This window comes from Pseudomonas sp. L-22-4S-12, assembly GCF_009799935.1.
In the GTDB taxonomy this organism is placed as follows: domain Bacteria; phylum Pseudomonadota; class Gammaproteobacteria; order Pseudomonadales; family Pseudomonadaceae; genus Aquipseudomonas.
In genome coordinates this window covers 303,821-326,998 of record NZ_WELL01000004.1, presented here as the reverse complement: position 1 = coordinate 326,998, position 23,178 = coordinate 303,821, and the positions used below count along the sequence as shown (strand labels likewise).

Sequence of the window (23,178 nt, the reverse complement as noted above, 5' to 3'; positions counted from 1 at the left end):
GGTTTAGAGGGGGGATTTGCCGATGACCTGCAGGGCCATCTGTTCCAGCAGCTTGTTCATGTGGACGAACTGGGCGAAGCGCTTGTCCTTGGTCTGGCCGTGGAAGAAGCGGTAGTAGATCTGCTGGACGATGCCGGCCAGGCGGAACAGGCCGTACACGTAGTAGAAATCGAAGTTGTCGATCTGGATGCCGGCGCGCTCGGCGTAGTAGTCGACGAACTCGCGGCGGGTCAGCATGCCGGGGGCGTTGCTCGGCTGGCGGCGCATCAGTTGCACCGGCGCCGGGTCGGCCGCCTCGATCCAGTAGGCGAGGGTGTTACCCAGGTCCATCAGCGGGTCGCCGATGGTGGTCAGCTCCCAGTCCAGCACGCCGATGATCTGCATCGGGTTGCTCGGGTCGAGGATAACGTTGTCGAAGCGGTAGTCGTTATGCACGATGCCCGGCTTGGCGTGGTCGGCCGGCATCTTCTCGCGCAGCCAGGCCTTGACCGGCTCCCAGGTCGGCGCGTCGGGCGTCAGGGCCTTCTCGTAGCGATCGCTCCAGCCTTCGATCTGGCGCTTGACGTAGCCTTCCGGCTTGCCCAGGTCGGCCAGCCCGCAGGCCTGGTAGTCGACGTTGTGCAGCTCGACCAGCTTGTCGATGAAGCTCTTGCACAGCGCGTGGGTCTGCTCGGCGCTGAAGTTCAGCTCGGCCGGCATGTCGGAACGCAGGATGATGCCCTTGACCCGCTGCATCACGTAGAACTCGGCGCCGATCACCGACTCGTCGGTGCAGTGCGCATAAGCCTTGGGGCAGTAGGGGAAGCCGGCGTTGAGCTGGTTGAGAATGCGGTATTCGCGGCCCATGTCGTGGGCCGACTTGGCCTTGTGGCCGAAGGGCGGACGACGCAGGACGAATTCCTGATCGGGGTATTCCAGCAGATAGGTCAGGTTCGAGGCACCGCCCGGGAACTGGCTGATGCGCGGCTCACCGGTCAGGCCCGGGATGTGTGCCTTGAGGTAAGGGTCGATGGTGGCGGCGTCGAGCTCTTCGCCATCGCGAATACCGGTGGACTGGTCAGTAAGCGTCATGCTTATCCCTTCTGCTTATGATGGGTGGCACTAATCATTGGCTAATCTAATGTTGCCGCCTGGCTCCTACAAGCACGACGCAGCGTTATAGATGTGGGTGTTGCCCTGCAATCAAGGGCTCTGATTGCCGGCGCCAGGCGAAAAAAAACCGGAGTCAGACGACTCCGGTTTTCCTGTTGCTGCAACAGTCTAGACGCTTAGACCGGGAACAGCTCGGCCAGCTTCATGGCCAGCATCATGTCGCCTTCGGCGCGCAGCTTGCCGCCCATGAAGGCCTGCATGCCGTCGGTTTCGCCGCTGGCGATGCCGGCCAGGGTGGCGCTGTCCATGATCAGGGTGACGTTGGCGTTGGCGTTGTCGCCTTGCTGCACGTCGCAGGTGCCGTCTTTGACGATCAGCGCGTAGTTCTCACCGTCTTCGATGTTGAACTGGAATACCAGGTCCAGGCCGGCGGCAGCGCTGGCGTTGAACTTGGACTTCATGGTGTTGATGGTGTCGGCAACGGAGCTCATGGTTTCTATCCTTTGTTATCGAGGGTTTCTGGCGGCCTTGCGGGCCGCAGTGGGCTGGAACTCAGCGATAGGTGATGAGTTCCGGCGCCTTCAACAGCTCCAAATGCACACGGCTGTTGAAGGAAGCCAGGGTCACCTCGTTGCCGCGGAACTGCAGGCGTGACAGCGAGGTGTTGACGATTTGCCAGTTGAGGTCGAATGCCTTGTGCGCGGGTACGCCGGTCAGCAGGTGGAGCAATGCGGTGATGGTGCCGCCGGAGGTGAACACGGCGATGTTCTGTTTATTGTCGGCCTGGGCGAGCAGGCGCTCGAGCCCTGACTGTACCGAGCCGACGAAACCCTGCCAGGTTTCATGGCCGGGCTGGTCGTGCTCGCCGCTGACCCAGCGCTGGATGATGCGGGCGAACAGGTGCTGGAAGGCGGTACGGTTGTCTTTCGGGTTGCGCAGGATGGCGAGGGCGTCCGGCTCGTCCGGCAGCATGGCCGGCAGCAGGCCGCGGATCACCGCCTCGGCATCGAATTCGTTGAAGCCGGCATCGACTTCCAGCTCCGGCGCCGGCAGGCCGGCGGCGACGCAGCGCTGCAGGGCGGCGCTGGCGGTGTGTTGCTGGCGGCGCAGGGTGCCGCTCAGGCAGCGGTCGAAACTCAGGCCGAGGTGCGCCAGATGGTCGCCGAGGACTTCCGCCTGGCGCACGCCGGTAGGCGACAGCACGTCGTAGTCGTCGGCGCCGAAGGAGGCTTGGCCATGTCGAATCAGGTAGATGCTGCCCACTGCTGCAGTCGATCCCGGCGGGTTGAAGTTTCGCGAGGTTATGGGTAGAGCCGGGCCGCTGTCAACGAAAAAACATACGCTTGTTTGAATTCGTGTGAGGCCGGCGACGCACGGCCTGGCGGCAGGGTAGCGCGGTTGTGCAGGCGGCGGGCAGGAATCTCCGGTCGTGGTCCGACTGGTGGGACGCGGGCGAGTGCGCGGCGGGTTCCGGCGCCTGCCGGCCGGCAAACTCAAATAGGTATTTGCGCCACAGGACACTGCCGGCCGGCGTCGGTATGCTTGGGGCCGACAGGCGCCGTTGACGGCCGCCCTGCATGGGACGAACGAGGGGGAGTTGTGGAGTTTCTGATGGATTATGCGGAGTTCCTGCTCCGCACCGTGACCCTGGTGGTCGCCGTGATCGTGGTGCTGACGGCTGTCGCGGCACTGCGCAGCAAGGGTCGCAGCAAGGGCAGCGGCCATCTCGACGTGCACAAGCTGAACGATTTCTACAAGGCCCTGCGCGAGCGGCTCGAGCATGCGCTGCTGGACAAGGCCGAGCTCAAGGCCCGGCACAAGGCCGAAGCCAAGCAGGCCAAGGCCGAGAAGAAGGCCGGCAAGCACAAGCCGCGGGTATTCGTGCTCGACTTCGATGGCGACATCAAGGCCTCGGCTACCGAACACCTGCGCCATGAAGTCACTGCGCTGCTGAGCATGGCCACTGCCCAGGATGAAGTGGTGCTGCGCCTGGAAAGCGGTGGCGGCATGGTCCACGGCTACGGCCTGGCCGCCTCGCAGCTGGCGCGCATCCGCCAGGCCGGCGTGCCGCTGACCGTGTGCGTGGACAAGGTGGCCGCCAGCGGCGGCTACATGATGGCCTGCATCGGCGACAAGGTGCTCTCGGCACCCTTCGCCATCCTCGGTTCCATCGGCGTGGTCGCGCAGCTGCCCAACGTGCATCGCCTGCTGAAGAAGCACGACATCGATTTCGAAGTGCTGACTGCCGGCGAATACAAGCGCACCCTGACCGTGTTCGGCGAGAACACCGACAAGGGCCGGGAGAAGTTCCAGGAAGACCTGGAAACCACCCATGTGCTGTTCAAGAACTTCGTCGCCCGCTACCGCCCGCAGCTGGTGATCGACGAGATCGCCACCGGCGAGGTCTGGCTGGGGCTTTCCGCGCTGGACAAGCAACTGGTCGACGAGCTCAAGACCAGCGACGAGTACCTGGCCGAGCGGGCCCGCGAGGCCGATCTGTTCCAGCTGCATTACGCCGAGAAGAAGAGCCTGCCGGAGCGTTTCGGCCTGGCGACCAGCGTGGCGCTCGACCGGGTGCTGCTGAACTGGTGGAACCGGCTCCATCAACAACGTTTCTGGTAAGGGAGGCTGCATGACTCAGTTCAAGGCGCTGCTGGTCAGCGAAGAGGAAGGGGCGTTCCATGCCCGGGTGGTCGATCGCGACAGCGCCGAGCTGCCGGCCGGCGACGTGCTGATCCGCGTGCAGTATTCCTCGCTCAACTACAAGGATGCGCTGTCGGCCAGCGGCAACCGCGGGGTGACCCGCAATTACCCGCATACGCCGGGCATCGATGCCGCCGGGGTGGTGGTCGAGTCGCGGGTGGCCGAGTTCGCCGCCGGCGACGAGGTCATCGTCACCGGCTACGACCTGGGGATGAACACCGCCGGCGGTTTTGGCCAGTGCATCCGCGTGCCGGCGGCCTGGGTGATCAAGCGCCCGGCCGGGCTCAGCCTGCGCGAAGCCATGCTGCTGGGTACCGCCGGCCTGACCGCCGCGCTGTGCGTGGACAAGCTGGAGCAGGCCGGGCTGACGCCCGAGGCCGGCCCGGTGCTGGTGACCGGCGCCACCGGCGGGGTCGGCAGCATCGCCGTGGCCTTGCTGGCGCGCCTGGGCTACAGCGTGGCGGCCGCCACCGGCAAGGCCGAGCAGGGCGAGTTCCTGCGCCAGCTCGGCGCGCAGCAGATCGTGCCGCGCAGCGAGCTGCAGGAAGGCGTCGAGCGGCCGATGCTCAAGGAGCGCTGGGCCGGCGCCGTGGACACGGTGGGCGGCGAGATCCTGTTCAACGTGGTCAAGTCGCTGCGCTATGGCGGTAGCGTGGCCTGCTGCGGGCTGACCGCCGGGGTCGGCTTCAAGGCCAATGTCATGCCCTTCATCCTGCGTGGGGTCAACCTGCTCGGGGTGGATTCGGTCGAGCTGCCGCTGGTGGTCAAGGCCTCCATGTGGGACAAGCTGTCCGTGCAGTGGAAGCTTGGCAATCTCGAGGGGTTGGCGCGGGAAGTGGGGCTGGAGGCATTGCCGCAGGAGATCGAGCAGATCCTGGCCGGCAAGCAGGTCGGCCGGGTGCTGGTCAATCTCGCCTGAGCCACTGGCCAGACCCGGTGCATGCCGGGCCGGAAACGAAAAAGCCCCGCAGTGCGGGGCTTTTTCGTCTGGCGGGGCCGTCAGGCGCGGCGGCGGAACAGCGGCTGCGGCTGGTCGGCGGACGCCTGGTAGACCTCGGCGAAGTCCTCGAAGGCCTTCAGGGCGTCGAGCGGGTCCTTGTCGGCGCGCAGGGCGAAGGCATCGAAGCCCACGCGCAGGTAGGAAAACAGCTGGTCGCGCAGCACATCGCCGATGGCGCGCACTTCGCCCTGGTAGCCGTAGCGGGTGCGCAGCAGGTAGGCGCTGGAGCAGTGGCGGCCGTCGGTGAAGGCCGGGAAGTTGAGGGCGATCACCTGGAAGTTGTCCAGCTGGTCGGCGATTTCCTCGATTTCCTCGCCGGCATCCAGCCACACGCCGAGCCCGCCATCGCGGGCCTTGAGCGCATGGGCATGCTCGCGCCACAGGGCCAGCGGCACGATCAGGTCGTCGCAGTTGGAGATGCCGTCGAGCGTGGCGTCCTTGGGCAGCAGGTGCCAGGTCTCGTCGAGGACCTGGCCGTTCTTAATGATTCGCTGCATATACGCGCTCCTTGAACGGGTCGACGCCGACGCGGCGGAAGGTGTCGAGGAAACTTTCTTCAGCGGTACGCTGTTCGACATAGACCTTGATGATCTTGTCGATCACGTCGGCCATGTCCGCTTCGGCGAAGGACGGGCCGAGGATCTGCGCCAGGCTGGCGTCACGCCCGGCACTGCCGCCGAGGGATACCTGGTAGAACTCCTGGCCTTTCTTGTCCACGCCGAGGATGCCGATGTGGCCGACGTGGTGGTGGCCGCAGGCGTTCATGCAGCCGGAGATGTTCAGGTCGATGTCGCCGATGTCGAACAGGTAGTCGAGGTCGTCGAAACGGCGCTGGATGGCTTCGGCGATCGGGATCGACTTGGCGTTGGCCAGCGAGCAGAAGTCGCCGCCCGGGCAGCAGATGATGTCGGTCAGCAGGCCCACGTTCGGCGTGGCGAAGCCCAGCTCGCGCAGCTCGCCCCACAGGGTGAACAGCTGCTGCTGCTCGACGTCGGCGAGGATGATGTTCTGGTTATGGCTGTTGCGCACTTCGCCGAAGCTGTAGCGCTCGGCCAGTTCGGCGATGGCGTCCAGCTGCTTGTCGGTGACGTCGCCCGGCGCGGTGCCGGTGGGCTTCAGCGACAGGGTCACCGCGACGTAGCCGGGGCGCTTGTGGGCGAAGGTGTTGCGCTGGCGCCAGCGGGCAAAGCCCGGGTGCTCGGCATCGAGCTGGGCGAGGGCGGCGTCCTGGTCGGCCAGGGCCTGGTAGGCCGGATCGACGAAGTGCGCGGCGACGCGGGCCACTTCGGCTTCGGTCAGGGTGGTCGGGCCATCCTTGAGGTGGGCCCACTCGGCATTCACCCGTTCGGCGAACACCTCAGGCGTCAGCGCCTTGACCAGGATCTTGATGCGCGCCTTGTACTTGTTGTCGCGACGGCCATAGCGGTTGTACACGCGCAGGATGGCGTCGAGGTAGGACAGCAGGTGCTGCCACGGCAGGAATTCGTTGATAAAGCTGCCTACGACGGGCGTTCTGCCCAGGCCACCGCCGACGGAAACGCGGAAGCCCAGCTCGCCGGCGGCGTTGCGCACCGCTTCCAGGCCGATGTCATGCACTTCGATGGCGGCGCGGTCGCTGACGGCGCCGTTGACGGCGATCTTGAACTTGCGCGGCAGGTGGGTGAATTCCGGGTGGAAGGTCGACCACTGACGGATGATCTCGCACCAGGGGCGCGGGTCGACGATCTCGTCCCGGGCCACGCCGGCGAACTGGTCGGTGGTGGTGTTGCGGATGCAGTTGCCGCTGGTCTGGATCGCGTGCATCTGCACGGTGGCCAGTTCGGCGAGGATGTCCGGCACGTCTTCCAGTTCCGGCCAGTTGAACTGTACGTTCTGCCGGGTACTGATGTGGGCGTAGCCCTTGTCGTAGTCGCGAGCGATCTTGGCCATCATGCGCACCTGGGCCGAAGACATCAGGCCGTAGGGCACGGCGACGCGCAGCATCGGCGCGTAGCGCTGGATATACAGGCCATTCTGCAGGCGCAGGGGGCGGAACTCCTCACCGGAGAGTTCGCCAGCCAGATAGCGGCGGGTCTGGTCGCGGAACTGCTTGACGCGGTCCTCGACGATCCGTTGATCGTACTCGTCGTATACGTACATATATATCCTGTGATTCAGGCTACTGCTTCATCAGACAGCAAGGCTTTTGCGCGCACGGCTGCGCACTCCACGCAGAGCCGGGGGAAGATACCAGCTAAGGTTTATGCGCAAAAGTGATGTTTTTGTATAAGGCCTGAACTAAAAGTACTAAGAAGAAGGGCGAATAGGGCCTTTCACCTTGAGGCTGTCGGGGGCCTGGTCTTAACTCTCAGGGCGAACCACTCATAACCACAATAAAGGGGTAAGCCATGACCGATCATTCCGACATGCAAGAGCAGGACAGCCGGGTCGATGCCCGGGCGATTTTCGTACTGATAGCCTTGGTTGTGACGACTGCAGTGTTCTGGGTCAGTCAGCAGTAGGCGGATGGACCAGCGAAGGCCGGTAGCGGGGAGCCGCTACTGGCCTTTTTCATGGGCGCTGCCTCGCTCCAGGCCGAGGTGTTCTCGCAGGTGCGGCTTCAACCGCGAATCACTCCGCGCTGATGTTCGCCAGCCGTCCATGCGGGCGGGGACTGTTCATCGGCCGCCGCGGCGATAATGGCCAAGTGCCGGCCATGGCTCTGTATAATGCGCCGCACATTTTTATGACCCCGGATTGATGAAACAGCTGTCGCGTCTTTGCCTTGCCCTGTCCTGCCTGCTCGGGTGCCTGGCGGCCCATGCCACCTCCGTGGTGTTCCTCAATCCGGGGCATGCCGACGAGCGCTTCTGGATCGATTACTCCCTCTTCATGCAGGATGCGGCCGACGATCTGGGCATGCAGTTGCGCGTGCTGTACGGCGAACGGGATAACCAGACCATCCTGGCCAATGCCCACCAGGTGCTGCAGGGGGGCGAGCGTCCCGATTACCTGGTGTTCACCAACGAGCAATACCTGGGGCCGGAAATCCTCCGCCTGTTCGCCGCCAGCGGGATCAAGCTGTTTGCCCTGCACAACACCCTGACTCCGGAACAGCAGCAACTGGTGGGCGGCAGCCGCGAGCAGTACGCGAACTGGATCGGCAGCCTGGTACCCAACGACGAAGAGGCCGGCTACCTGATGGCCAAGGCCCTGATCCGGCAGGCGCCGCAGGGCGAAATGGTGGCGTTTTCCGGGATCAAGCAGACGCCGTCGGCGACCCTGCGCGAGGCCGGCCTGCGTCGGGCCCTGGCCGAGCATCCGCAGGTGCGCTTGCGCCAGCTGGTGTTTGGCGAGTGGCGGGAAGCGCGTGCCTACGAGCAGGCCACGACCTTGCTGCCGCGCTATCCAGAGGTTCGCCTGGCCTGGGCGGCGAATGACGAGATGGCTTTCGGCGTCATGCGCGCGGCGCACGAAGCGGGGCGCCAGCTGCATTACTCGGCCTTGAACACCTCGCAGCGGGCGCTGACGGCGCGCCTCGAAGACCGGATCAGTGCCCTGGTCGGCGGCCACTTCATCCTCGGCGGTTGTGCCATGGCGATGCTATATGACCACGCGGCGGGGCTGGATTTCGCCGAGCATGGCGGCAAGGATCAGCAGGCGCGCCCGTTGCGCCTGCTCGACAAGCGCGACGCCAGGCGCCTGTTGCAGCGTCAGGAACAGCCCGGCAAGGGCCTGGATTTTCGCCGCTTCAGCCTGCAACGCAACCTGCGGCTGCAGGCCTACAGCTGCTCGATCGACGCCTTGCTGCGCTGAGAGGCTGTGAAAAATTCGCTTGCCTACTGCGGCCGCCTCCGGACGGCTGCAACTGTGTTGCGCAACGCCAAAACGTCGGTCATTTGGCTCGCCAAACTCCCTCGTTTTCACGTGGCGCGCCTTGTTTCGCTCGCCCGGAGACGCCCTCGTGACGGCCTTCGATTTTTTCACAGCCTCTGAACTCAGACGCCGGCGAAGTGCAGCACCAGCTTGACCACGGCAAAGATCACCAGCACGAACAGCGCGGTGAACAGCACGCCGAGGATCACGAAGTGGCTGGGCTTGCCGCGGCTGAAATCGCGGGCGCGGTGTTTGCCGCTCTGCACGCCGAACGCCGCGGCCAGGATGCTCTGCAGCATCTGGCCGAAGCTGAGGGGTTTCTTGTCGTCTTCGTCGCTCATGGCCACCTCCTTTTCCCCCAGCGTAGCCGCAAAGCGCCGCACGGGGTTCAGAGATCCGCGTCGAGAGCGTTGACCCGCATGCGCTCGCGTTCGTCGAAGCGGCTGTTCTGCAGTTCTGCGATGGCGTTGTCCAGGTCGTCCTGGCTCAGCCCGGCGCTGCGCAGGCGGTCGCGCTCGGTGGCGTAGTCGCTCAGGCGCTGGCGCCATTCGGCCTGCTGCTGGTCCAGTTGGGCCAGACTGTCGGCGGCTGCGCTGCCCAGGCTCTGCTCGCGCAGCAGGCGGATCTCCTCGGCGCTGGCGCCTTCGGCCTGCATGGCCTGGGTGGCGGCGTAGAGCTCGCCATGGCGGGTGCTGGCGCTGCGTGCCTGGCGCACCTCGTCCGGCAGCTGCGCTTCCAGTTCGGCCAGCGCCTGTTGCTGCTGGCTGGCGTCGAGAGCGCCGTGCTGGCTGAGGGCCAGGCGCTGCAGCATGTACTCGTCCTCGGCATTCTCACGGGCGAAGAAGGCCTGGTATTCCTCGCTCGAAAAGAACTGCTGGCGCAGCGCGTTGAGCGCCTCCAGGCGCTGGCGCAGGGCCCCGGCGTCCAGGTTGCCGTCACCTGCGGGCAGGTCCTGCAGGGCGATCCGGTAGTCCACATAGCGGCGCAGCAGGTCGCGGGCCTGTTCCAGCGCCGGGCCCTGCAGCTGGGCGGCGAGGTCGCGGTGGATGCGCGTCAGGACCTTGTCGATGCCTTCCTCTTCCAGGCCGGCTAGGTAGAAGTCGAACAGGCGCAGCAGGCTTTCCTCGACGCGCAGCGCGCCCTGTTCATCCAGCTGCAAGCGCACATCGTGGCGCGTGCCCTGGAGGGAGGCGGGCAGCGGGCCGGGGTCGCCCAGCTGGGTCGGTGCGGCCTGACGCAATTGCTGGTTGAGGCTGCTGGCCTGCTGGCTGCGCGGGTCGGCAGGTGCCGCGGCAATGACGGCGGTGGCGGAAGGCGGGGCGAGTACGGGTGGTGCCTCGTGGTTGAGCAGCAGGGTGCTGGCGACGCTCAGTACCGTCAGGCTGGCGAGGCCCAAGGCGCCGAGGAGGAATTTGCCGGACATCGAAAACTCCTGTTGGCGGGCCGCACGGCCCGCCGACTGCGTGGCAGCGCCTGCCCCACGCCCGGGGGCGCGCCGGACGTGGGGCGCTGGCGCAGGTTACAGGCCGAGGTTCTTCAGGCGGTTGGCCTGGTTCTGGTAGAGGGTCTTCGGATTGGTCTCGAACAGCGAGACCAGGCCCAGGACCTGGTTGGTCGGGTCCAGGTGGTTCATCGTGTAGTTGTCCTTGAGCACCTTGCCGAAGTGGCTGGAGCAGCGCCCGGTGACGCCATCGTTGGACTCGCTGAAGGCCAGCGAGGTGATGGCGAACAGCGGATCGGAGATGTCCAGCACGTTGGTCAGCGGCGCGGTGCCACTCCAGGAGTACATGCGCACGCTGTTGCCGCCGAGGCTGGCGGTTTCCGGGCCCTCACCGCAGGAGGTGGTGGGGATGCCGGTCGGGAAACTGGCGTTGTTGGCCGCCGCCCCGGTCTTGTTGAACTCGGCGAGCATGGCGCGGATGTCCGACTGACTCTTGCGGTTGTTCGACAGCAGGTTGACCAGGTCGCCCACGGCATTGGCGAACACGTCGAAGGCCACCCCCTGCAGGGTGCCGGACGGCGCGATGCCGGTGACCACGTCTGCCAGCGGCGAGCCCTTGTGCGGGGTGTGCAGGGTGGTGACCGAGGCGACCAGATCCGGGCGCACGTTCATCACGTAGCGCGAGGTGATGCCGCCCTGGCTGTGACCGATCAGGTTGAACTTCTTCACGCTGCCGCCGGAGGCCGCGCGGATCTGTTCGAGCTGGGCGATCAGCGCCTCGCCGCGTTTGGCCGAGCTGTCGAAGGCATTGATCTTCGGCACATGCACGGTCGCGCCTTCGCTCTGCAGGGCGCTGGGGATCTTGTACCAGTAGTCGATGCCGGCGATGGTGTCGAAGGCGAAGATGCCGGGCACCAGGACGATGGGGTTCTTGGTTTGCGCCTGGGTGCCGGCGCTGGCGGATACGGCGGTGCAAAGGCTGGCGGCAGCCAATGCCGAGACGAGCAGCTTTTTCATGGGGGTTGTACCTGTGTGTTCATTGTTGTTTTTGTAGCCCCGCACACAGCAGCGAGGTGGCGGCCATGAAAACACTCGTACAGCGAGAATGATTGTAAGAACTGATGATCGTTGCTGAGCGAGAGTGGCAACTCTCGCAGTATTACGGCCTGCCTTGTGGCAGGCGTCTGCCCTGGCGAAGGCGCACTCAGTAGCTGGGTGTTTTCTGGCGCAGCAGTTCCTGCCAGATCATCGCGTGCATTCGCTGAGCAAAGCTGGCGGGCAGGTCGTAGCCACTGCCCAGTTCGGTCTCGGTCTCGGGCTCGGGCTCTATGCCGAGGAAGCGCGCAGCGGTCAGTTCGGCACTGGCATCCTCGACCAACAGGAAGAGGTTGTGGTAGTCGGCGGCGCCGACTTCGCTGCGTTGCAGGACGGCCTGGAACACCTGGGCCAACAGATACCAGTTGTCGACTTCTCCCTGTGGCGAAGGCATCAGCAGGGCGGTTTCCAGCAGAGGGGATTCGAGGTAGAAGCCCAATACCTGGTCGACGAAGGCCGCCTTGGCTTCGATGGAGCCTCGCTCATGGGGTGCCTCTCAAACGCTGGCTTGGGCGCGGCAGGTCTGGAAGGCGCGGATGTGCTTCTCGATCCGCGCCGCATCGCAGTCCAGGCACAGCCAGGGTTTGCGCTTGCCGGTCAGCGGCACCACGCGCGCCTGCTGGCATTTCTTGCAGTGGGTCCAGTTGACCGACTCGCCGATGGGCAAGAAGCGGTCACAGGCCACTTCGGGCAGTTTGGCCGAGAGTCTGGCCAGTTCTTCCATCTCGAACTGATTGGACAACAGCAGGTGCTGGAGTCTGGGTAACTCGCCGATAGGTGCCAGGGACTCGTCCAGTAGCGCCACACAGCTCAGCTCCAGGCGCCGCAGTTCGCGCAGGCTGGCGAGCGGGGCGAGGGATTCGATCTTGAGTCGCTTGATGCTGTTGTGATCGCCGGAGACGGCCAGCGACTGGAGTTGCGGCAGGCCGCAGAGGAAATCCAGATTGCCTGCCGCGTTCACGTTGCTCAGTTCGAGGTCGATCAGTTTCGGCAGGGCGTGCAACGCCTCCAGTGGCTGGGCCGAGGGCGCTCCACCTATATGCAGGTGGGTTAGTTGCTGCAGCTTGGCGATGGGCGTGAGCGAGCGGATATCGCTCCACTTGATGTACAGCCCCTGCAGGTGTGGGTTGCTGCAGGCAGCCTCGAACATGTCTTGGTTGACCTTGGAGTTGAACCAGAGGACGCGCAGGTTATCCAGCGTCGGCAGCAATTCGCACCAGCTCTGCACCAACTGGCGTTGTTCCTTGGCCGGCAGATCGGTCTGGGTGCAGACCAGGTTCAGGCGTGCGCCGCCGTCGTACTGCTGTGGCTGGCGCACGGATGGTGGGGGAAAGGCCTCGTTCGGGCGATGGTACCAATAGCTGTGCCAGGCCTGCGGCGCAGGGTTGAGCATGGCCGCGTCGGTACGGATCTGTTCGAGCAACTCTGCGAGGGTGGTGGACATGGCGGTTCCCTATGCATGGATTGCGGCCAGGATAATCGCAGTGACGTGCTGGGTATGCGATTGCTTGGGACGAGCGCACAAATATTGCGACTCCGTTCGCTTATGGGCTTTCGTGCCTGGTTCGGCTGTGGTAACCATCGCCCGACAAAAACAACAAGGGCGAGATACGTCCATGCTGCCGATCGACGCGCCGGTCCTGCTCTATCTGTGGGACAAACGCACCTTTCACCTCAGCCAGTTCCACCAGCCGCTGCAGCTTTCACAGGCTGCGGCGATGCTGTTGGTCGGCCTGGATGGCCCGCTGCACATAACCAGCCATGGCGACGCCCTGGCCTGTCGCAGTGCGCTGTTGCCGGCGGGTTTGGATTTGAGCGTGGATGGCTGCGGCTCGCGGGTGGCGATCTGTTATCTCGACGTGTTCGGCGAAGATTTCGCCCTGCTGGCACCGCGCATGGCCGCCAGCCAGGCCGGCGTGCTGCATGGCCTGGACAACGAAGCGGCCTGCATTCGGCGCTTCGACGAGCTGCATCGCAGCAGCGCCGCGCCCGAGCAGGTGTATGCCTGGATGGACGAGTTGATCGATGCGCAACAGCGCGTGCCCGGCGGCTTTGTCCTTGACCCGCGCATCGTGCGTACCATCGAGCTGATCAAGGCGGACGTGTCGTGCAACCAGTCCATCGCCTACCTGGCCGGGCAGGTGGGGCTGTCGGTGCCGCGCCTGACCCAGCTGTTCCGCCAGAAGATCGGCATCCCGATCCGCCGCTACCGCCAGTGGCACCGCCTGTTCGTCACCTCGGTCGGCGTGGCGCGGGGCATGAGCCTGACCGAGGCGGCGGTGGCGGCCGGCTTCACCGATTCGGCGCATTTCAGCCATACCTTTCGCAGCATCATCGGCATGACGCCGTCCGCCGTGCTGGCCCACCCGCAGGGCGTGCGCCTGTTCGCGGGCTAGCTGTGTAAACCCAGTACGTTGTTCAGTGGAAGTGGCGCTCGGCTGATTGGCGGGTTGTAACCAAGACTGGCGTGCACTCTGTGCCAGTTGTAGTGATGCAGCCAGGGCAGGAGGTGGGCTGCACGCTGCTCGGAGCTATCGTAGCTGCGCGCATAAGCCCACTCACGCAGACTGGTCTGGATAAAGCGTTCGGCTTTGCCGTTGGTGCGTGGTGTGTAGGGCTTGGTGTACAGGTGGCGCAAGCCAAGACGTCGCAGCAAGTGGCGAAAACGGCGCGACCGATAGCAGCTGCCGTTGTCGGTCATGACGCGCGCGAAGTGGATGCCCAGCCCACGGTAGTAGCGCAGCGCTTGGAGCAGCGCCTGGCAAGCACTGGCTGCACGCTCATCTGGGTGCACTGAGCTGAACGCTATCCGGCAGGCATCGTCGATGGCCACATGGACGAACTCCCAGCCGGCACCCTCCGAGTTCTGTTTGCGGTCTCCCGTGACGCGATGGCCGGGCTTGCGAAATCGTCCCAGCTTCTTGATATCCAGATGCAACAGATCACCTGGGGCTGGATACTCGTAGCGGATCACCGGGCGTGCTGGCTCCAGCTCGGCCAGGCGATGCAAGCCCATCTTCTTGAGTCGACGTGCCACTGTGCTGACAGCCAGACCCAGCTCGCTTGCAATCTGTCGATAGGACTTGCGTGCGCGGCGCTGTTCAATGAGGCGGGCCATCAAGTCTTCTAAGGTGGCATGGGGGCAATGCTTGGGCCGTGATGAGCGATCCAGCAGGCCAGTCTCGCCTTCTTCACGAAAGCGCCGGAGCCATTTGAAAGCAGTGCGCACGCTGACACCGGCGGCCTGAGCGGCCTCATCGGCACGCAAGCCCTGCTGGACACGTTGAACCAAAAGGGCTCGACCGTGGGGTGTAAGACGGGCATGTTTATGCAGGTTCATCCGGGGCTCCTGGAAGGTTGTGTTGGTCGCACTTCCAGAATTCCGGGAATGCCCCGGATGAACAACCTACTGAGAGATCACAGCTAGCTGGCAGGCCGTCAATTGCCTCGTTGAGAGTAGCGTCGGCTGGTTAAACCGGCAGCGGATTGCTCAGCTCCAGCAGGTTGCCATCCGGGTCGCGCAGGTACAGCGAGAGGATCGGCCCGGTGGCGCCGGTGCGCTGTAGCGGACCTTCCTCGATGTCCACCCCGCAGGCCTGCAGGTGCTCGGCGACCTGCGCCAGCGGCGTGGCGACGAGCAAGCACAGGTCCGCCGAACCCGGCAACGGGCGCCTGGCCTTGGGCTCGAACTCGGCGCCGTGCTGGTGCAGGTTGATCTTCTGCTGGCCGAAGCCGAGGGCCTTGCGCCCGGCGCCGAAGGTCAGCACCTGCATGCCCAGTACCCGGCTGTAGAACCGGCAGCTGGCCTCGATATCGGCGACGGTCAGTACCAGGTGGTCGAGGCGTTCGATGCGCATGGGCGGTGCTCCTGCGGTGGCTGTGCTGTTCTCGGGCGTCGGGCACGCTGCACCCTAGCAACTTTGTCGATGATGCGCAGCAGAGCGAACACCGCCGCGAGATCAGCCTGCGCTACCACCTGAGCGCGGAGCATCGCCAGCGCGAGGCGCTGCTGGCGCTGTAGCAACCGGGCATCGAGCACCGCGATTTCTTCCGGCAGCGCTGGAGCACAGCGGCCGCATTCACCTCGACGGCCAGACCATGTTCATCCTGCGCTGCCTGTGCCCGCAGGGCAGCCGCGGGCCTGCAGCCTGAGGCGCACCAGCACCGGGCGGTGGTCCGAACCCAGGTCGGGGCCGCGCGTCTGGCTGTCCAGGCGCCACTGCGGCGAGGCCAGCACCTGGTCGATGGGGATGCCCAGCGGGCCGCCCCAGGTCGGCTGCAGGCCACTGGCGCGACGCCAGCCGAGCGTCGCGAAGCCGGCAAAGGCGGCGGACCAGGGGCTGCTGTTGAGGTCGCCGGCCAGCAGTGCCGGGAGATTGCGCGCCTGGCCGCGGCGCAGCAGGGCGTGCAGCTGACTGTCGCGCTGCAGCCGGTACCGCGGCGTCAGTGGCAGCATGGGGTGGACGGCGGTTACGCCGATGGCGCAACCGGCAAGATCCAGTTCGGCTTCGATGCGGGCAACGCCCTGGTCGTCGACCAGCACCGCCGACTGCCTGATCGGCAGGCGCGAGAGCAGGGCGATGCCGAACGGCGAATGCTGCGGGCTGACTACCTGGTGGGGGTAGTCGGCCAGCCCCAGCAGCGCCTGGGCATACTCGGGCGAGACTTCCTGCAGCACCACCAGCTCCGGTCGTTCCCGGGCCAGCCAGGCGCGCAGGGCACTGACGTCGTGGTTGTCCAGGTGCACGTTGGCGCTGGCGATGGCCAGCGGCGCACCCTCCTTGCCGCTCGGCAGCCCTGGCGCGGCGCTCAGCCAGGGCAGCGGCGCCGCCAGCAGGGCCAGCAGCCAGCGTCGATCCAGCCAGCTGGCGCCGGAGACTGCCAGCAGCAGGCCGGCGAGGAACAGCCATTGCCAGTGGCTGGCCAGGTCGAGCAGCCAGCTCAGCGGGCCGGGGGTGAAGGCCAGCGGCCGCTGCAGCCAGGGCAGCAGCAGGCCGAACAGGCTGCCGCCGAGCAACAGCCGGAGGTAGAGGAGAAGGCGCGTGCGCAGCATGGTCGGGGCAGGGGTTGCCAGTGGTGATGCAGGATGAGCGCCGCTCGGCAGGCGTGCAAGCCCGGCTTGGCCAGGCCAGGCCGTCGGCTTCAGCCGCGTAGCAGCGGGCTGTCGAGCTGCGCCACGATCTCGGCGAAGTCCGGGCGCTGTTCATTCCAGGGCGCCATGCACTGGCCGTGCAGCTGCCACAGGGCGGCCTGCTGCGCGGCGCCGTCGGCGGGCGCGCAACGTTGCAGCAGCTCTTCCAGCAGGCAGCCGAAGGCGCGTGCATCCAGCTGGCGCAGGGCGCGGCCCTGCTGGCCGTCCGCGGCGAAGAAGGAGGCGGCGCCGAAGTCGCCGAGCAGGCAGTCGCCCTGGGGATTGACCAGCAGGTTATGCGCATACAGGTCGCCATGCAGGATGCCCCGGGCATGCAGGTGGGCCACGGCTGCGGCGGCGCCGCGGGCGATACGCAGGGTTTCGGCGAGGCTAAAGCGGCGCTCGGCCGGGTACTGGTCGCGGGTGCAGCTGGCCAGCGAGGGTGGACCGGCCAGCACCTGGTAGCTCGGCTCGATCAGCTCCAGCAGCAGGCCCGCTGGTGCGCCGGCCTGCTCGGCCAGCGGGCCGGCCACGCGAATCAGGTTGGGGTGGGCGCCGGCGGCCAGGCAGGCGGCCATTTCGCTGCGGGGCAGGCCGTCACTGGTCAGCGCGCCCTTGAACAGCTTGGCCGCCATCGCCTGGGGTGGTTGGCCGGGGCGCGCCCACTGGGCGCGGTGGATCATGCCGCTGGCGCCCTGGCCGAGCAGCTCGCCGAGATCCAGCTGCGTGCGCGCTATCGGCGGGTGCGGATGGCGGGCCAGGGCCAGCGTTTCCTCGCGGTCGCTGAAGGGGTTGCCGGCAAAGGCCAGCCAGCTCAGGCGTGGTAGCTGCAGCAGCCAGTCGGGCAGGGCGTCGAGGCGGTTGGCGGCGATGCGCAGCAGTTCCAGGTTGCTGCAGGCGGCCAGGCTGTCCGGCAGGCCGGTGAGCTGGTTGCCGGCCAGCATCAGCTTCTGCAGGCGCGGGCAGTCGCCCAGCTCCTGCGGCAGCCGGTCGAGCTGGTTGTCACTGAGGATCAGCCAGCGCAGGGCCTTGGGCAGCGCGGCGGCGGGCAGGTGGCGCAGGCGGTTGGCCTTGAAGCCGACCATCTCCAGCTGCGGGCAGTCGCCGAGGACTTCCGGCAGCTCGGTGAAGGGGTTATCCGAGCAGAACAGCACCTTGAGCCTGTGCAGCCGTGGCAAGTCGTCTGGCAGGCGGGTGAGCTGGTTGGCGGAGAGATTGAGCACTTCCAGGCTGTCGGCCAGGTCGAAGATTTCCCGGGGGAATTCGCGCAGCTCGGCGGACAGGTCCAGGCGGGTGATGCCGGCCAGTTCGCCGCGGCGGAGTTGTTCGAGGGTGTGCATGCGAGTCGGCAGGGGCGGCTGGAAAGGGGCGCAGAGGGTAGCATTTTGCCGCAAGCCCGGCAGTTGCGGAGCAGGGCTGTGCCGAGTAGGAGCAGCTTTAGCCGCGAACACCCTCAGGCGCCGGCAACAGCTTCGCGGCTAAAGCCGCTCCTACGGGGGCAGGTGCCCCTCAGATCCAGCGGCGCACGCGGCTGCGGTACTGCGCGTAGGGCTCGCCGAACTTGGCGCCGAGGGCGCGCTCTTCCGGGCCGATCTGCATGCGGTTGAGGTAGGCGACGAACAGGGGCAGGCCGAGCAGGCTGAGCGGGTTGCCGAGGAACAGCGCCCAGCCGCCCAGGCACAGGAGCATGCCCAGGTACATGGGGTTGCGGGTGAAGCGGTACACGCCGCTGCTGACGATGCTGCTGGTGGCGCTCGGCCGGGTCGGGTTGATGGTGGTGCTGGCCTGGCGAAAGGCCAGGACTCCGGCACCGGCCACGCCCAGGCCGCAGATCACCAGCAGCACGGCCAGCGCCAGCCGCCCCGGCAGCTCGAGGTTCAGGCCCGGCAGCAGATAGGCCGGCAGCCACATGAGCAGGCCGCAGACAAACAGCACCAGCGGCGGCGGGATCTTCAGTTCGAGGGCGGACATGGGCGCGGCTCCTGACGGGGGATGTGCGCCGATTGGTGCACGGCGCTAGCGCCGCTGGCAAGTCCGGGAACCGTTTCAGTCCGTAGAATGGCGCTGTTGGCGTTTGCGCTCGACCAGTTCGGCAGCCCGTGCACGCAGCTGGCCGCAGCCGCCGTCGATGTCCTGGCCGGCGCTGTTGCGCACCTTGGTCAGCACGCCGCGGCTGTGCAGGTAGCGCACGATCTGCACGATGCGGTCGCCGTCGGGGCGCTGGAATTGGTCGGCTTCCAGGCTGTTGTAGGGGATCAGGTTGAGCACCGCGTACTTGCCCTTGAACAGGCGCAGGATCTCGTCCATCTCCTCCTGGCTGTCGTTGATGCCCTTGAGCAGCGTCCACTGGTACTGGATCGGGTAGTCGACGGCGCGGGCGTAGGCCTCGCCCAGCTCCATCAGCTCCTCGGGGTCGATGCGCGGCGCACGTGGCAGCAATTGCTGGCGCAGCTCGGCATCGGTGGTGTGCAGCGACAGGGCCAGGGCCGGCTTGATCCGCTGCTGCGGCAGGCGCTCGAACACCCGTGGGTCGCCAACGGTGGAAAACACCAGGTTCTTGTGGCCGATGCCGCCTTCGGTGCCGAGCAGGTCGATGGCTTCCAGTACGTTGTCGAGGTTGTGTGCCGGCTCGCCCATGCCCATGAACACCACCTTCTTTACCGGGCGGAAGCGCCGCGCCAGGGCCACCTGGGCGACGATCTCGGCGCTGCCGACCTGGCGCAGCAGGCCGCTCTTGCCGGTCTGGCAGAACACGCAGCCGACCGCGCAACCGACCTGGCTCGACACGCACAGGCCGCCACGCGGCAGCAGCACGCTCTCGATCATCTGGCCGTCATTCAGCTCCACCAGCAGGCGCGCCGAACCGTCGGCGCCGGGGTGTTCGGAGCGCAGGCGCACCAGCTTGTCGAGGTCATCGCTGAGTTGTGGCAGGCCGGCGCGCACGGAAAGCGGCAGGAAGTTGTCGCTGTGCTGGCGGCGGGTGCCAGTGTTCAGCGGCTTGCCCTGCAGCCAGGCACGCACCACCCGGCCGCTGTGGGCAGGCAGGGCGCCGAGGTCGGCGAGACGTTGCTGGATGTCGGGGATGCGCATGGGGCGCGCATGCTACCACTGTGCGTGGTAGCGGCGAAGCGTGGCCGGCTCGGCGGGCGGGGCCCACCGAGCGCAGTCGGTTACTGGGGTTCCACGCGGATGGCCAGCGCCGAACTCAGGCGAATCACCACCTGGCTGTTGAGGTACTCGTCCTTGAGCTGCACGTCCGGGCGCACCTGCACGGTCTTGCGGGTGCCGTCGGCGAACTCCAGGGTGGCGGTGTGGCGCTTGCTGTCGATGGCCTTGACCAGGGCGGTGACCTCGACGGTATCGGCCACCAGCAGGCCCGGCTTGGAACCGGCCGGCGGCGCGGCGACCAGCCCGGCGGCGCCATCTTCGCTGGCGGCGCCCGGTTCACGCAGGTACACCACCTGTTCCACGGCGACGGTGGCGTTGACCTTGTCGCCGACCTTCAGCTGCGGGAAGTTGATCATTTCCGGACCGGCGGTGAAGCTGCGTCGATGGCCCTGGGCATCCTCCAGGGTGAAGCTGCGCTTGGCCGGGTCGATGGCGCTGACCACGGCGCTGACCTGCTCGACCTGGGTGGTCACTCCGCCGGGTACGCCTTCGATGGTGACCTGGGTGGCGCTGGCGCTACCGGTCAGCGGTTCGTTCTGCGCCTGGGTGTTGCAGGCGGTGAGCAGCGCGGCGCTGAGCAGGGCAAAGCCCAGATGATTGAGGGTGGACATGCACGTTCTCCTGCAGGTTATTGGGGCTTGGTATGGCGGATTTCGTAGACGGCATCTTCGCTGCGCATCGGCGTCAGGTAGATGGTGTAGCTCGGCTTGGGTTGGCCGAGCATCATTTCATCCAGGTTGTACTGCACATCCAGTTTCAGATACTTGATCTGTGCCGGTGCGAGGGTCAGCTTCTGCTGGATATCGCGCGGCTCCCACCTGGCCGCCTGGCTCAGGCCGGTGATGCGAATGCTGTGTTGGCCCGGCGTCAGTTCGACATGCCGATGGCTGTTGAACTTCAGCGTGCCGATGCTCTGTTCGTCGATGAATACTTCCGGGTAGTCGTAGCGCAGCGGCTGCATCAGCCCGGGGTTGCTTGCTTCGGGGCGATACAGGTAGAGCATGGCGTGTTGCGGGTTGGAGGGTGGCACGGCCTGGAAGTAGGCGGGGCTGCTGCAACCGGCGAGCAGCAGGGGCAGGAGCAGTAATAGCCGATGGGGCATGCAGGGCATCCTTGTCCGGTGGCAGAGGGCGATGGCCGGCCGGCAGACGGCAAGCCTTCTAAGGTTAGCTGGCGATTCATCCTGTGCTATGGTCGCGCCCGGAAAAAATACTGTGGGAACAGGCCATGAAATTCATTCACCAGCGCGAACACCTGAACGAGGACGATATCGTCGTCATCGAGTGTTCGCAGCCCTGCAATATACGCCTGATGAGCGATGCGAACTTCCGCAGCTTCAAGAATGGCGGCCGCCATGCCTACCACGGCGGCGCGTTCGACAAGTTCCCGGCGAAGATCACCGTGCCCAACAGCGGCTTCTGGAACATCACCATCGATACGGTGACCCGCCGCGCCATCAGCGTGACGCGCAAGCCGGCGCTGAAGCATTCAATCAAGATCGTCCGCCGCTCCAGCTCTAACCTGAGCTGAAGCCCCGCGCTCAGAACCTGTTCAAAGTCTGCTGCCGGCGCGCTGCGGCGTAGCGCCGGCCAGGCGGTACTGGTTCTCGCCGCTGCGCTTGGCCGCGTACATGGCCAGGTCGGCGTGATGGATCAGCCGGTCCATGCTCGGTGCGTGATCCGGGAACACGGCGATGCCCAGGCTGGCGCCGATGCGCTGCGGGCCATGCTCCAGGCTGAGTGGGGTTGCCAGGGCGGCGATGATCTTCTCGCCGATGCTCCGCGCTTCTTCGTCGAGGTCGCGATTCAGGGCCAGGCCTTCAAGAATCACCACGAACTCGTCGCCGCCTAGCCGCGCCACGCTGTCCGACCCGCGCAGGGCGCCTTGCAGGCGCTGCGCGGTGGCGACCAGTACCTGGTCGCCGGCGGCATGGCCGAGGGCATCGTTGATCGCCTTGAAGCCGTTGAGGTCGATGAACACCAGCGCCACCCGCGTATCGCTGCGCCTGGCGCGCTCCAGGGCGCTGCGCAGGCGGTCCTCGAACAGCAGGCGGTTGGGCAGGCCGGTCAGCGGATCGTGATGGGCCAGCTGGTGCATCTGGCTGGCCCAGGCCTTTTCCTCGGTGATATCGCGCACCACGCCCATCATCTTCACGGCGACGCCGCGCTCGTCTTTGACCACGTTGCCGGTCTCGCGCAGCCAGTGCACGCTGCCGTCCGGCCAGGTCACCCGGTATTCCTCGTCGTGGTTCTCGCCGGTCTCGATGCAGCGCAGCTCGCCGGCGCGCACCCGGGCGCGGTCGTCCGGATGCACGCTCTGGCAGAACAGCTCGTAGCTGGGCGTTACCTCGCCAACCCGGTAGCCGAACATGGCGTAGATGGCGTCGGACCAGTACAGGCGGTTGGTGTCGATGTCCCAGTCCCAGGTGCCGATGCGGGCAAAGTACTGGCTGCGCTTGAAGCGCTCGGCGTCCTCCTGCGAACGCACGGCTTCGACCTGCGGCCGCAGCAGGACGATGGTTATGGCGGTGCCGGGCTGCTGGTGCGTCTCCAGGGTGAGCATGCGCCCCTCGGCACTGACGACCTGGTGCGGCTGCCGGCCGCAGAGCGGTTGCGCTTGCAGCTGCGGCAGGCAGGTGGCCAGGGGCGTGCCGGGCAGTTCGTCGGCGGGCCGGCCGAGCAACTGCGCGGCGGCCGGGTTGAGCCGGCGAATCCGCCCGCGGGCATCGAGCAGCACCACGCCGTCGCCCAGCCTGTCGAGCAGGCCTCGGTACAGGGCGGTTTCCCGCCGGGCCTGGCGGGCTGTCAGGCCGGCAAGGGTCAGCAGGGCCAGGGCGGCAGCGAGGGCGAGAGCAAGCAAGGGCATCGAATTCGGGCTGGGCATGAAGCATCAGGGTAGAAGGTGCCCGGCATTATGCACCGCCAAGCGCTGCGGTTGCCTGCTTGCCGGCTGGCCGCACCGGCGCCGAAGGGGGCAGGTTGCATGGCCGTCGGCGGCGGATGCCCGCGATGCGTTGTGATGGGTTGTGCAGTGCGTCGCCTTGGGGCTTGTGGCAGGCGGCGCTGGCGGAGGATCATTCGGCCCTTAACCCGGTTTTCAAGGAGTGGAAATGAATCATCGAGCAGGGATGTTTGCCGTACTGGCCTCCATCATCAGCATCGCGCCGGCCTTCGCCGACGAAGCCGCCAGCGAGTCGAGCACGCTGCGCGACTCGGCCAAGTCCACCATGTCGACGGCGATCACGGCCGGCAAGAACCTCATGGGCGGCCTGACCGAAGGCGTCACCGAAGGGCGCGAGGGGGCCGAGGGCATCGATGGCGCGCAGAGCATTTCCGCTCTGGAGCAGCTGCAAGGCAAGGTCGAGATCGAGTTGCTGCGCACCGCTCCCGATGGCGACAACCTGGTTGCCACCCTCGGTTTCAAGAACGAGTCGGACCAGCAACTGCGCCTGATCAACCTGACCCAGACCGGTGCGTTGATCGTCATCGACAAGGACGGCTACTCCAGCCCCCTGCTGGCCGGCCTGGACAACCCGGACCAGGTGACCATTCCGGCGAAGGTCGGGGTGCGGCAGAAGTTCGTCTTCGAGGGGCCGGTAGAAGGGATCACCGCGATCCGCCTGTGGGGCAAGGACTTCAGCGTCCGCCAGTAAGGCTGTCGCCCGCCGGCCAAGTGCCGGTGCCCATGGACAAG

26 protein-coding genes are annotated in these 23,178 nt (G+C 66.2%); 7 read left to right on the top strand and 19 right to left on the bottom strand.

Annotated features, from left to right (window positions below):
- Nucleotides 1-3: 3 nt before the first annotated feature.
- From F3I16_RS12815 to F3I16_RS12805, 3 genes are all read right to left on the bottom strand, one after another.
- Complete coding sequence (locus tag F3I16_RS12815; protein WP_160493975.1) at nucleotides 4-1,071, bottom strand: phosphotransferase family protein; 1,068 nt, start codon at nucleotides 1,069-1,071, stop codon at nucleotides 4-6.
- Between the two features lie 197 nt (nucleotides 1,072-1,268).
- Nucleotides 1,269-1,583: an SCP2 sterol-binding domain-containing protein gene (locus F3I16_RS12810; RefSeq protein ID WP_137972692.1), complete on the bottom strand. Its 315-nt coding sequence runs from the start codon at nucleotides 1,581-1,583 to the stop codon at nucleotides 1,269-1,271.
- 61 nt (nucleotides 1,584-1,644) lie between these two features.
- Complete coding sequence (locus tag F3I16_RS12805; RefSeq protein WP_160493974.1) at nucleotides 1,645-2,355, bottom strand: histidine phosphatase family protein; 711 nt, start codon at nucleotides 2,353-2,355, stop codon at nucleotides 1,645-1,647.
- Nucleotides 2,356-2,691: 336 nt separating this feature from the next.
- Between F3I16_RS12805 and sohB the strand changes: the two genes are divergently transcribed.
- Both sohB and F3I16_RS12795 read left to right on the top strand, forming a co-directional pair.
- On the top strand, nucleotides 2,692-3,714 hold the full coding sequence (sohB, locus tag F3I16_RS12800; protein ID WP_160493973.1) for a protease SohB: 1,023 nt from the start codon (nucleotides 2,692-2,694) through the stop codon (nucleotides 3,712-3,714).
- A gap of 10 nt (nucleotides 3,715-3,724) precedes the next feature.
- Nucleotides 3,725-4,714 carry a YhdH/YhfP family quinone oxidoreductase gene (locus F3I16_RS12795; RefSeq protein WP_160493972.1) on the top strand — a complete coding sequence of 330 codons (990 nt, stop codon included), beginning with the start codon at nucleotides 3,725-3,727 and terminating at the stop codon, nucleotides 4,712-4,714.
- 80 nt (nucleotides 4,715-4,794) lie between these two features.
- On the opposite strand, the gene F3I16_RS12790 is transcribed toward F3I16_RS12795, so the two are convergent.
- On the bottom strand, nucleotides 4,795-5,292 hold the full coding sequence (locus F3I16_RS12790; protein WP_160493971.1) for a DUF934 domain-containing protein: 498 nt from the start codon (nucleotides 5,290-5,292) through the stop codon (nucleotides 4,795-4,797).
- Nucleotides 5,276-6,934 carry a nitrite/sulfite reductase gene (locus F3I16_RS12785; RefSeq protein WP_160493970.1) on the bottom strand — a complete coding sequence of 553 codons (1,659 nt, stop codon included), beginning with the start codon at nucleotides 6,932-6,934 and terminating at the stop codon, nucleotides 5,276-5,278. Before F3I16_RS12785 ends, F3I16_RS12790 begins: the two co-directional genes overlap by 17 nt.
- A gap of 600 nt (nucleotides 6,935-7,534) precedes the next feature.
- Between F3I16_RS12785 and F3I16_RS12780 the strand changes: the two genes are divergently transcribed.
- On the top strand, nucleotides 7,535-8,590 hold the full coding sequence (locus F3I16_RS12780; RefSeq protein WP_160493969.1) for an ABC transporter substrate-binding protein: 1,056 nt from the start codon (nucleotides 7,535-7,537) through the stop codon (nucleotides 8,588-8,590).
- Nucleotides 8,591-8,772: 182 nt separating this feature from the next.
- Here F3I16_RS12780 and F3I16_RS12775 read toward each other — a convergent pair whose 3' ends face one another.
- The 5 genes from F3I16_RS12775 to F3I16_RS12755 form a co-directional block, all read right to left on the bottom strand.
- Nucleotides 8,773-8,991, bottom strand: a complete 219-nt coding sequence (locus F3I16_RS12775) for a DUF2970 domain-containing protein (RefSeq protein WP_160493968.1) — start codon at nucleotides 8,989-8,991, stop codon at nucleotides 8,773-8,775.
- A 47-nt stretch (nucleotides 8,992-9,038) separates the two neighbouring features.
- Entirely contained in the window at nucleotides 9,039-10,073 is a 1,035-nt protein-coding gene (locus tag F3I16_RS12770) for a lipase secretion chaperone (RefSeq protein WP_160493967.1), read from the bottom strand.
- A 96-nt stretch (nucleotides 10,074-10,169) separates the two neighbouring features.
- Entirely contained in the window at nucleotides 10,170-11,108 is a 939-nt protein-coding gene (locus tag F3I16_RS12765) for a triacylglycerol lipase (RefSeq protein WP_160493966.1), read from the bottom strand.
- 187 nt (nucleotides 11,109-11,295) lie between these two features.
- On the bottom strand, nucleotides 11,296-11,625 hold the full coding sequence (locus tag F3I16_RS12760) for a hypothetical protein (RefSeq protein WP_160493965.1): 330 nt from the start codon (nucleotides 11,623-11,625) through the stop codon (nucleotides 11,296-11,298).
- A gap of 57 nt (nucleotides 11,626-11,682) precedes the next feature.
- Nucleotides 11,683-12,630 (bottom strand): hypothetical protein, encoded by a 948-nt coding sequence (locus F3I16_RS12755; RefSeq protein WP_160493964.1) that lies wholly within the window; start codon nucleotides 12,628-12,630, stop codon nucleotides 11,683-11,685.
- Between the two features lie 172 nt (nucleotides 12,631-12,802).
- Between F3I16_RS12755 and F3I16_RS12750 the strand changes: the two genes are divergently transcribed.
- Nucleotides 12,803-13,582, top strand: a complete 780-nt coding sequence (locus F3I16_RS12750; RefSeq protein ID WP_160493963.1) for a helix-turn-helix domain-containing protein — start codon at nucleotides 12,803-12,805, stop codon at nucleotides 13,580-13,582.
- Here the strand turns inward: F3I16_RS12750 and F3I16_RS12745 are convergent.
- Nucleotides 13,579-14,526 (bottom strand): IS481 family transposase, encoded by a 948-nt coding sequence (locus tag F3I16_RS12745; protein ID WP_160493962.1) that lies wholly within the window; start codon nucleotides 14,524-14,526, stop codon nucleotides 13,579-13,581. The genes F3I16_RS12750 and F3I16_RS12745 overlap by 4 nt on opposite strands.
- Before the next feature lie 130 nt (nucleotides 14,527-14,656).
- A complete protein-coding gene (locus F3I16_RS12740; protein ID WP_160493961.1) occupies nucleotides 14,657-15,043 on the bottom strand; it encodes a VOC family protein in 387 nt (128 codons plus the stop codon).
- A 5-nt stretch (nucleotides 15,044-15,048) separates the two neighbouring features.
- Between F3I16_RS12740 and F3I16_RS12735 the strand changes: the two genes are divergently transcribed.
- Entirely contained in the window at nucleotides 15,049-15,207 is a 159-nt protein-coding gene (locus tag F3I16_RS12735) for a hypothetical protein (protein WP_160493960.1), read from the top strand.
- An 81-nt stretch (nucleotides 15,208-15,288) separates the two neighbouring features.
- Here F3I16_RS12735 and F3I16_RS12730 read toward each other — a convergent pair whose 3' ends face one another.
- The 6 genes from F3I16_RS12730 to F3I16_RS12705 form a co-directional block, all read right to left on the bottom strand.
- A complete protein-coding gene (locus F3I16_RS12730) occupies nucleotides 15,289-16,239 on the bottom strand; it encodes an endonuclease/exonuclease/phosphatase family protein (RefSeq protein WP_160493959.1) in 951 nt (316 codons plus the stop codon).
- A gap of 89 nt (nucleotides 16,240-16,328) precedes the next feature.
- On the bottom strand, nucleotides 16,329-17,657 hold the full coding sequence (locus F3I16_RS12725; protein ID WP_160493958.1) for a leucine-rich repeat-containing protein kinase family protein: 1,329 nt from the start codon (nucleotides 17,655-17,657) through the stop codon (nucleotides 16,329-16,331).
- A gap of 169 nt (nucleotides 17,658-17,826) precedes the next feature.
- Nucleotides 17,827-18,288: an isoprenylcysteine carboxylmethyltransferase family protein gene (locus F3I16_RS12720; RefSeq protein WP_160493957.1), complete on the bottom strand. Its 462-nt coding sequence runs from the start codon at nucleotides 18,286-18,288 to the stop codon at nucleotides 17,827-17,829.
- Nucleotides 18,289-18,363: 75 nt separating this feature from the next.
- Entirely contained in the window at nucleotides 18,364-19,407 is a 1,044-nt protein-coding gene (locus F3I16_RS12715; RefSeq protein ID WP_160493956.1) for an RNA methyltransferase, read from the bottom strand.
- 80 nt (nucleotides 19,408-19,487) lie between these two features.
- On the bottom strand, nucleotides 19,488-20,096 hold the full coding sequence (locus tag F3I16_RS12710; RefSeq protein ID WP_160493955.1) for a hypothetical protein: 609 nt from the start codon (nucleotides 20,094-20,096) through the stop codon (nucleotides 19,488-19,490).
- 17 nt (nucleotides 20,097-20,113) lie between these two features.
- A complete protein-coding gene (locus tag F3I16_RS12705; RefSeq protein ID WP_160493954.1) occupies nucleotides 20,114-20,587 on the bottom strand; it encodes a DUF2846 domain-containing protein in 474 nt (157 codons plus the stop codon).
- A gap of 125 nt (nucleotides 20,588-20,712) precedes the next feature.
- Between F3I16_RS12705 and F3I16_RS12700 the strand changes: the two genes are divergently transcribed.
- Nucleotides 20,713-21,015, top strand: coding sequence for a DUF1883 domain-containing protein (locus tag F3I16_RS12700; protein ID WP_160489576.1), 303 nt, complete (start codon nucleotides 20,713-20,715; stop codon nucleotides 21,013-21,015).
- 21 nt (nucleotides 21,016-21,036) lie between these two features.
- On the opposite strand, the gene F3I16_RS12695 is transcribed toward F3I16_RS12700, so the two are convergent.
- Nucleotides 21,037-22,368 carry a sensor domain-containing diguanylate cyclase gene (locus F3I16_RS12695; protein WP_160493953.1) on the bottom strand — a complete coding sequence of 444 codons (1,332 nt, stop codon included), beginning with the start codon at nucleotides 22,366-22,368 and terminating at the stop codon, nucleotides 21,037-21,039.
- A 244-nt stretch (nucleotides 22,369-22,612) separates the two neighbouring features.
- On the opposite strand from F3I16_RS12695, the gene F3I16_RS12690 reads away from it, so the two are divergent.
- Nucleotides 22,613-23,137 (top strand): hypothetical protein, encoded by a 525-nt coding sequence (locus tag F3I16_RS12690; RefSeq protein WP_160494038.1) that lies wholly within the window; start codon nucleotides 22,613-22,615, stop codon nucleotides 23,135-23,137.
- The last annotated feature ends 41 nt before the right edge of the window (nucleotides 23,138-23,178 follow it).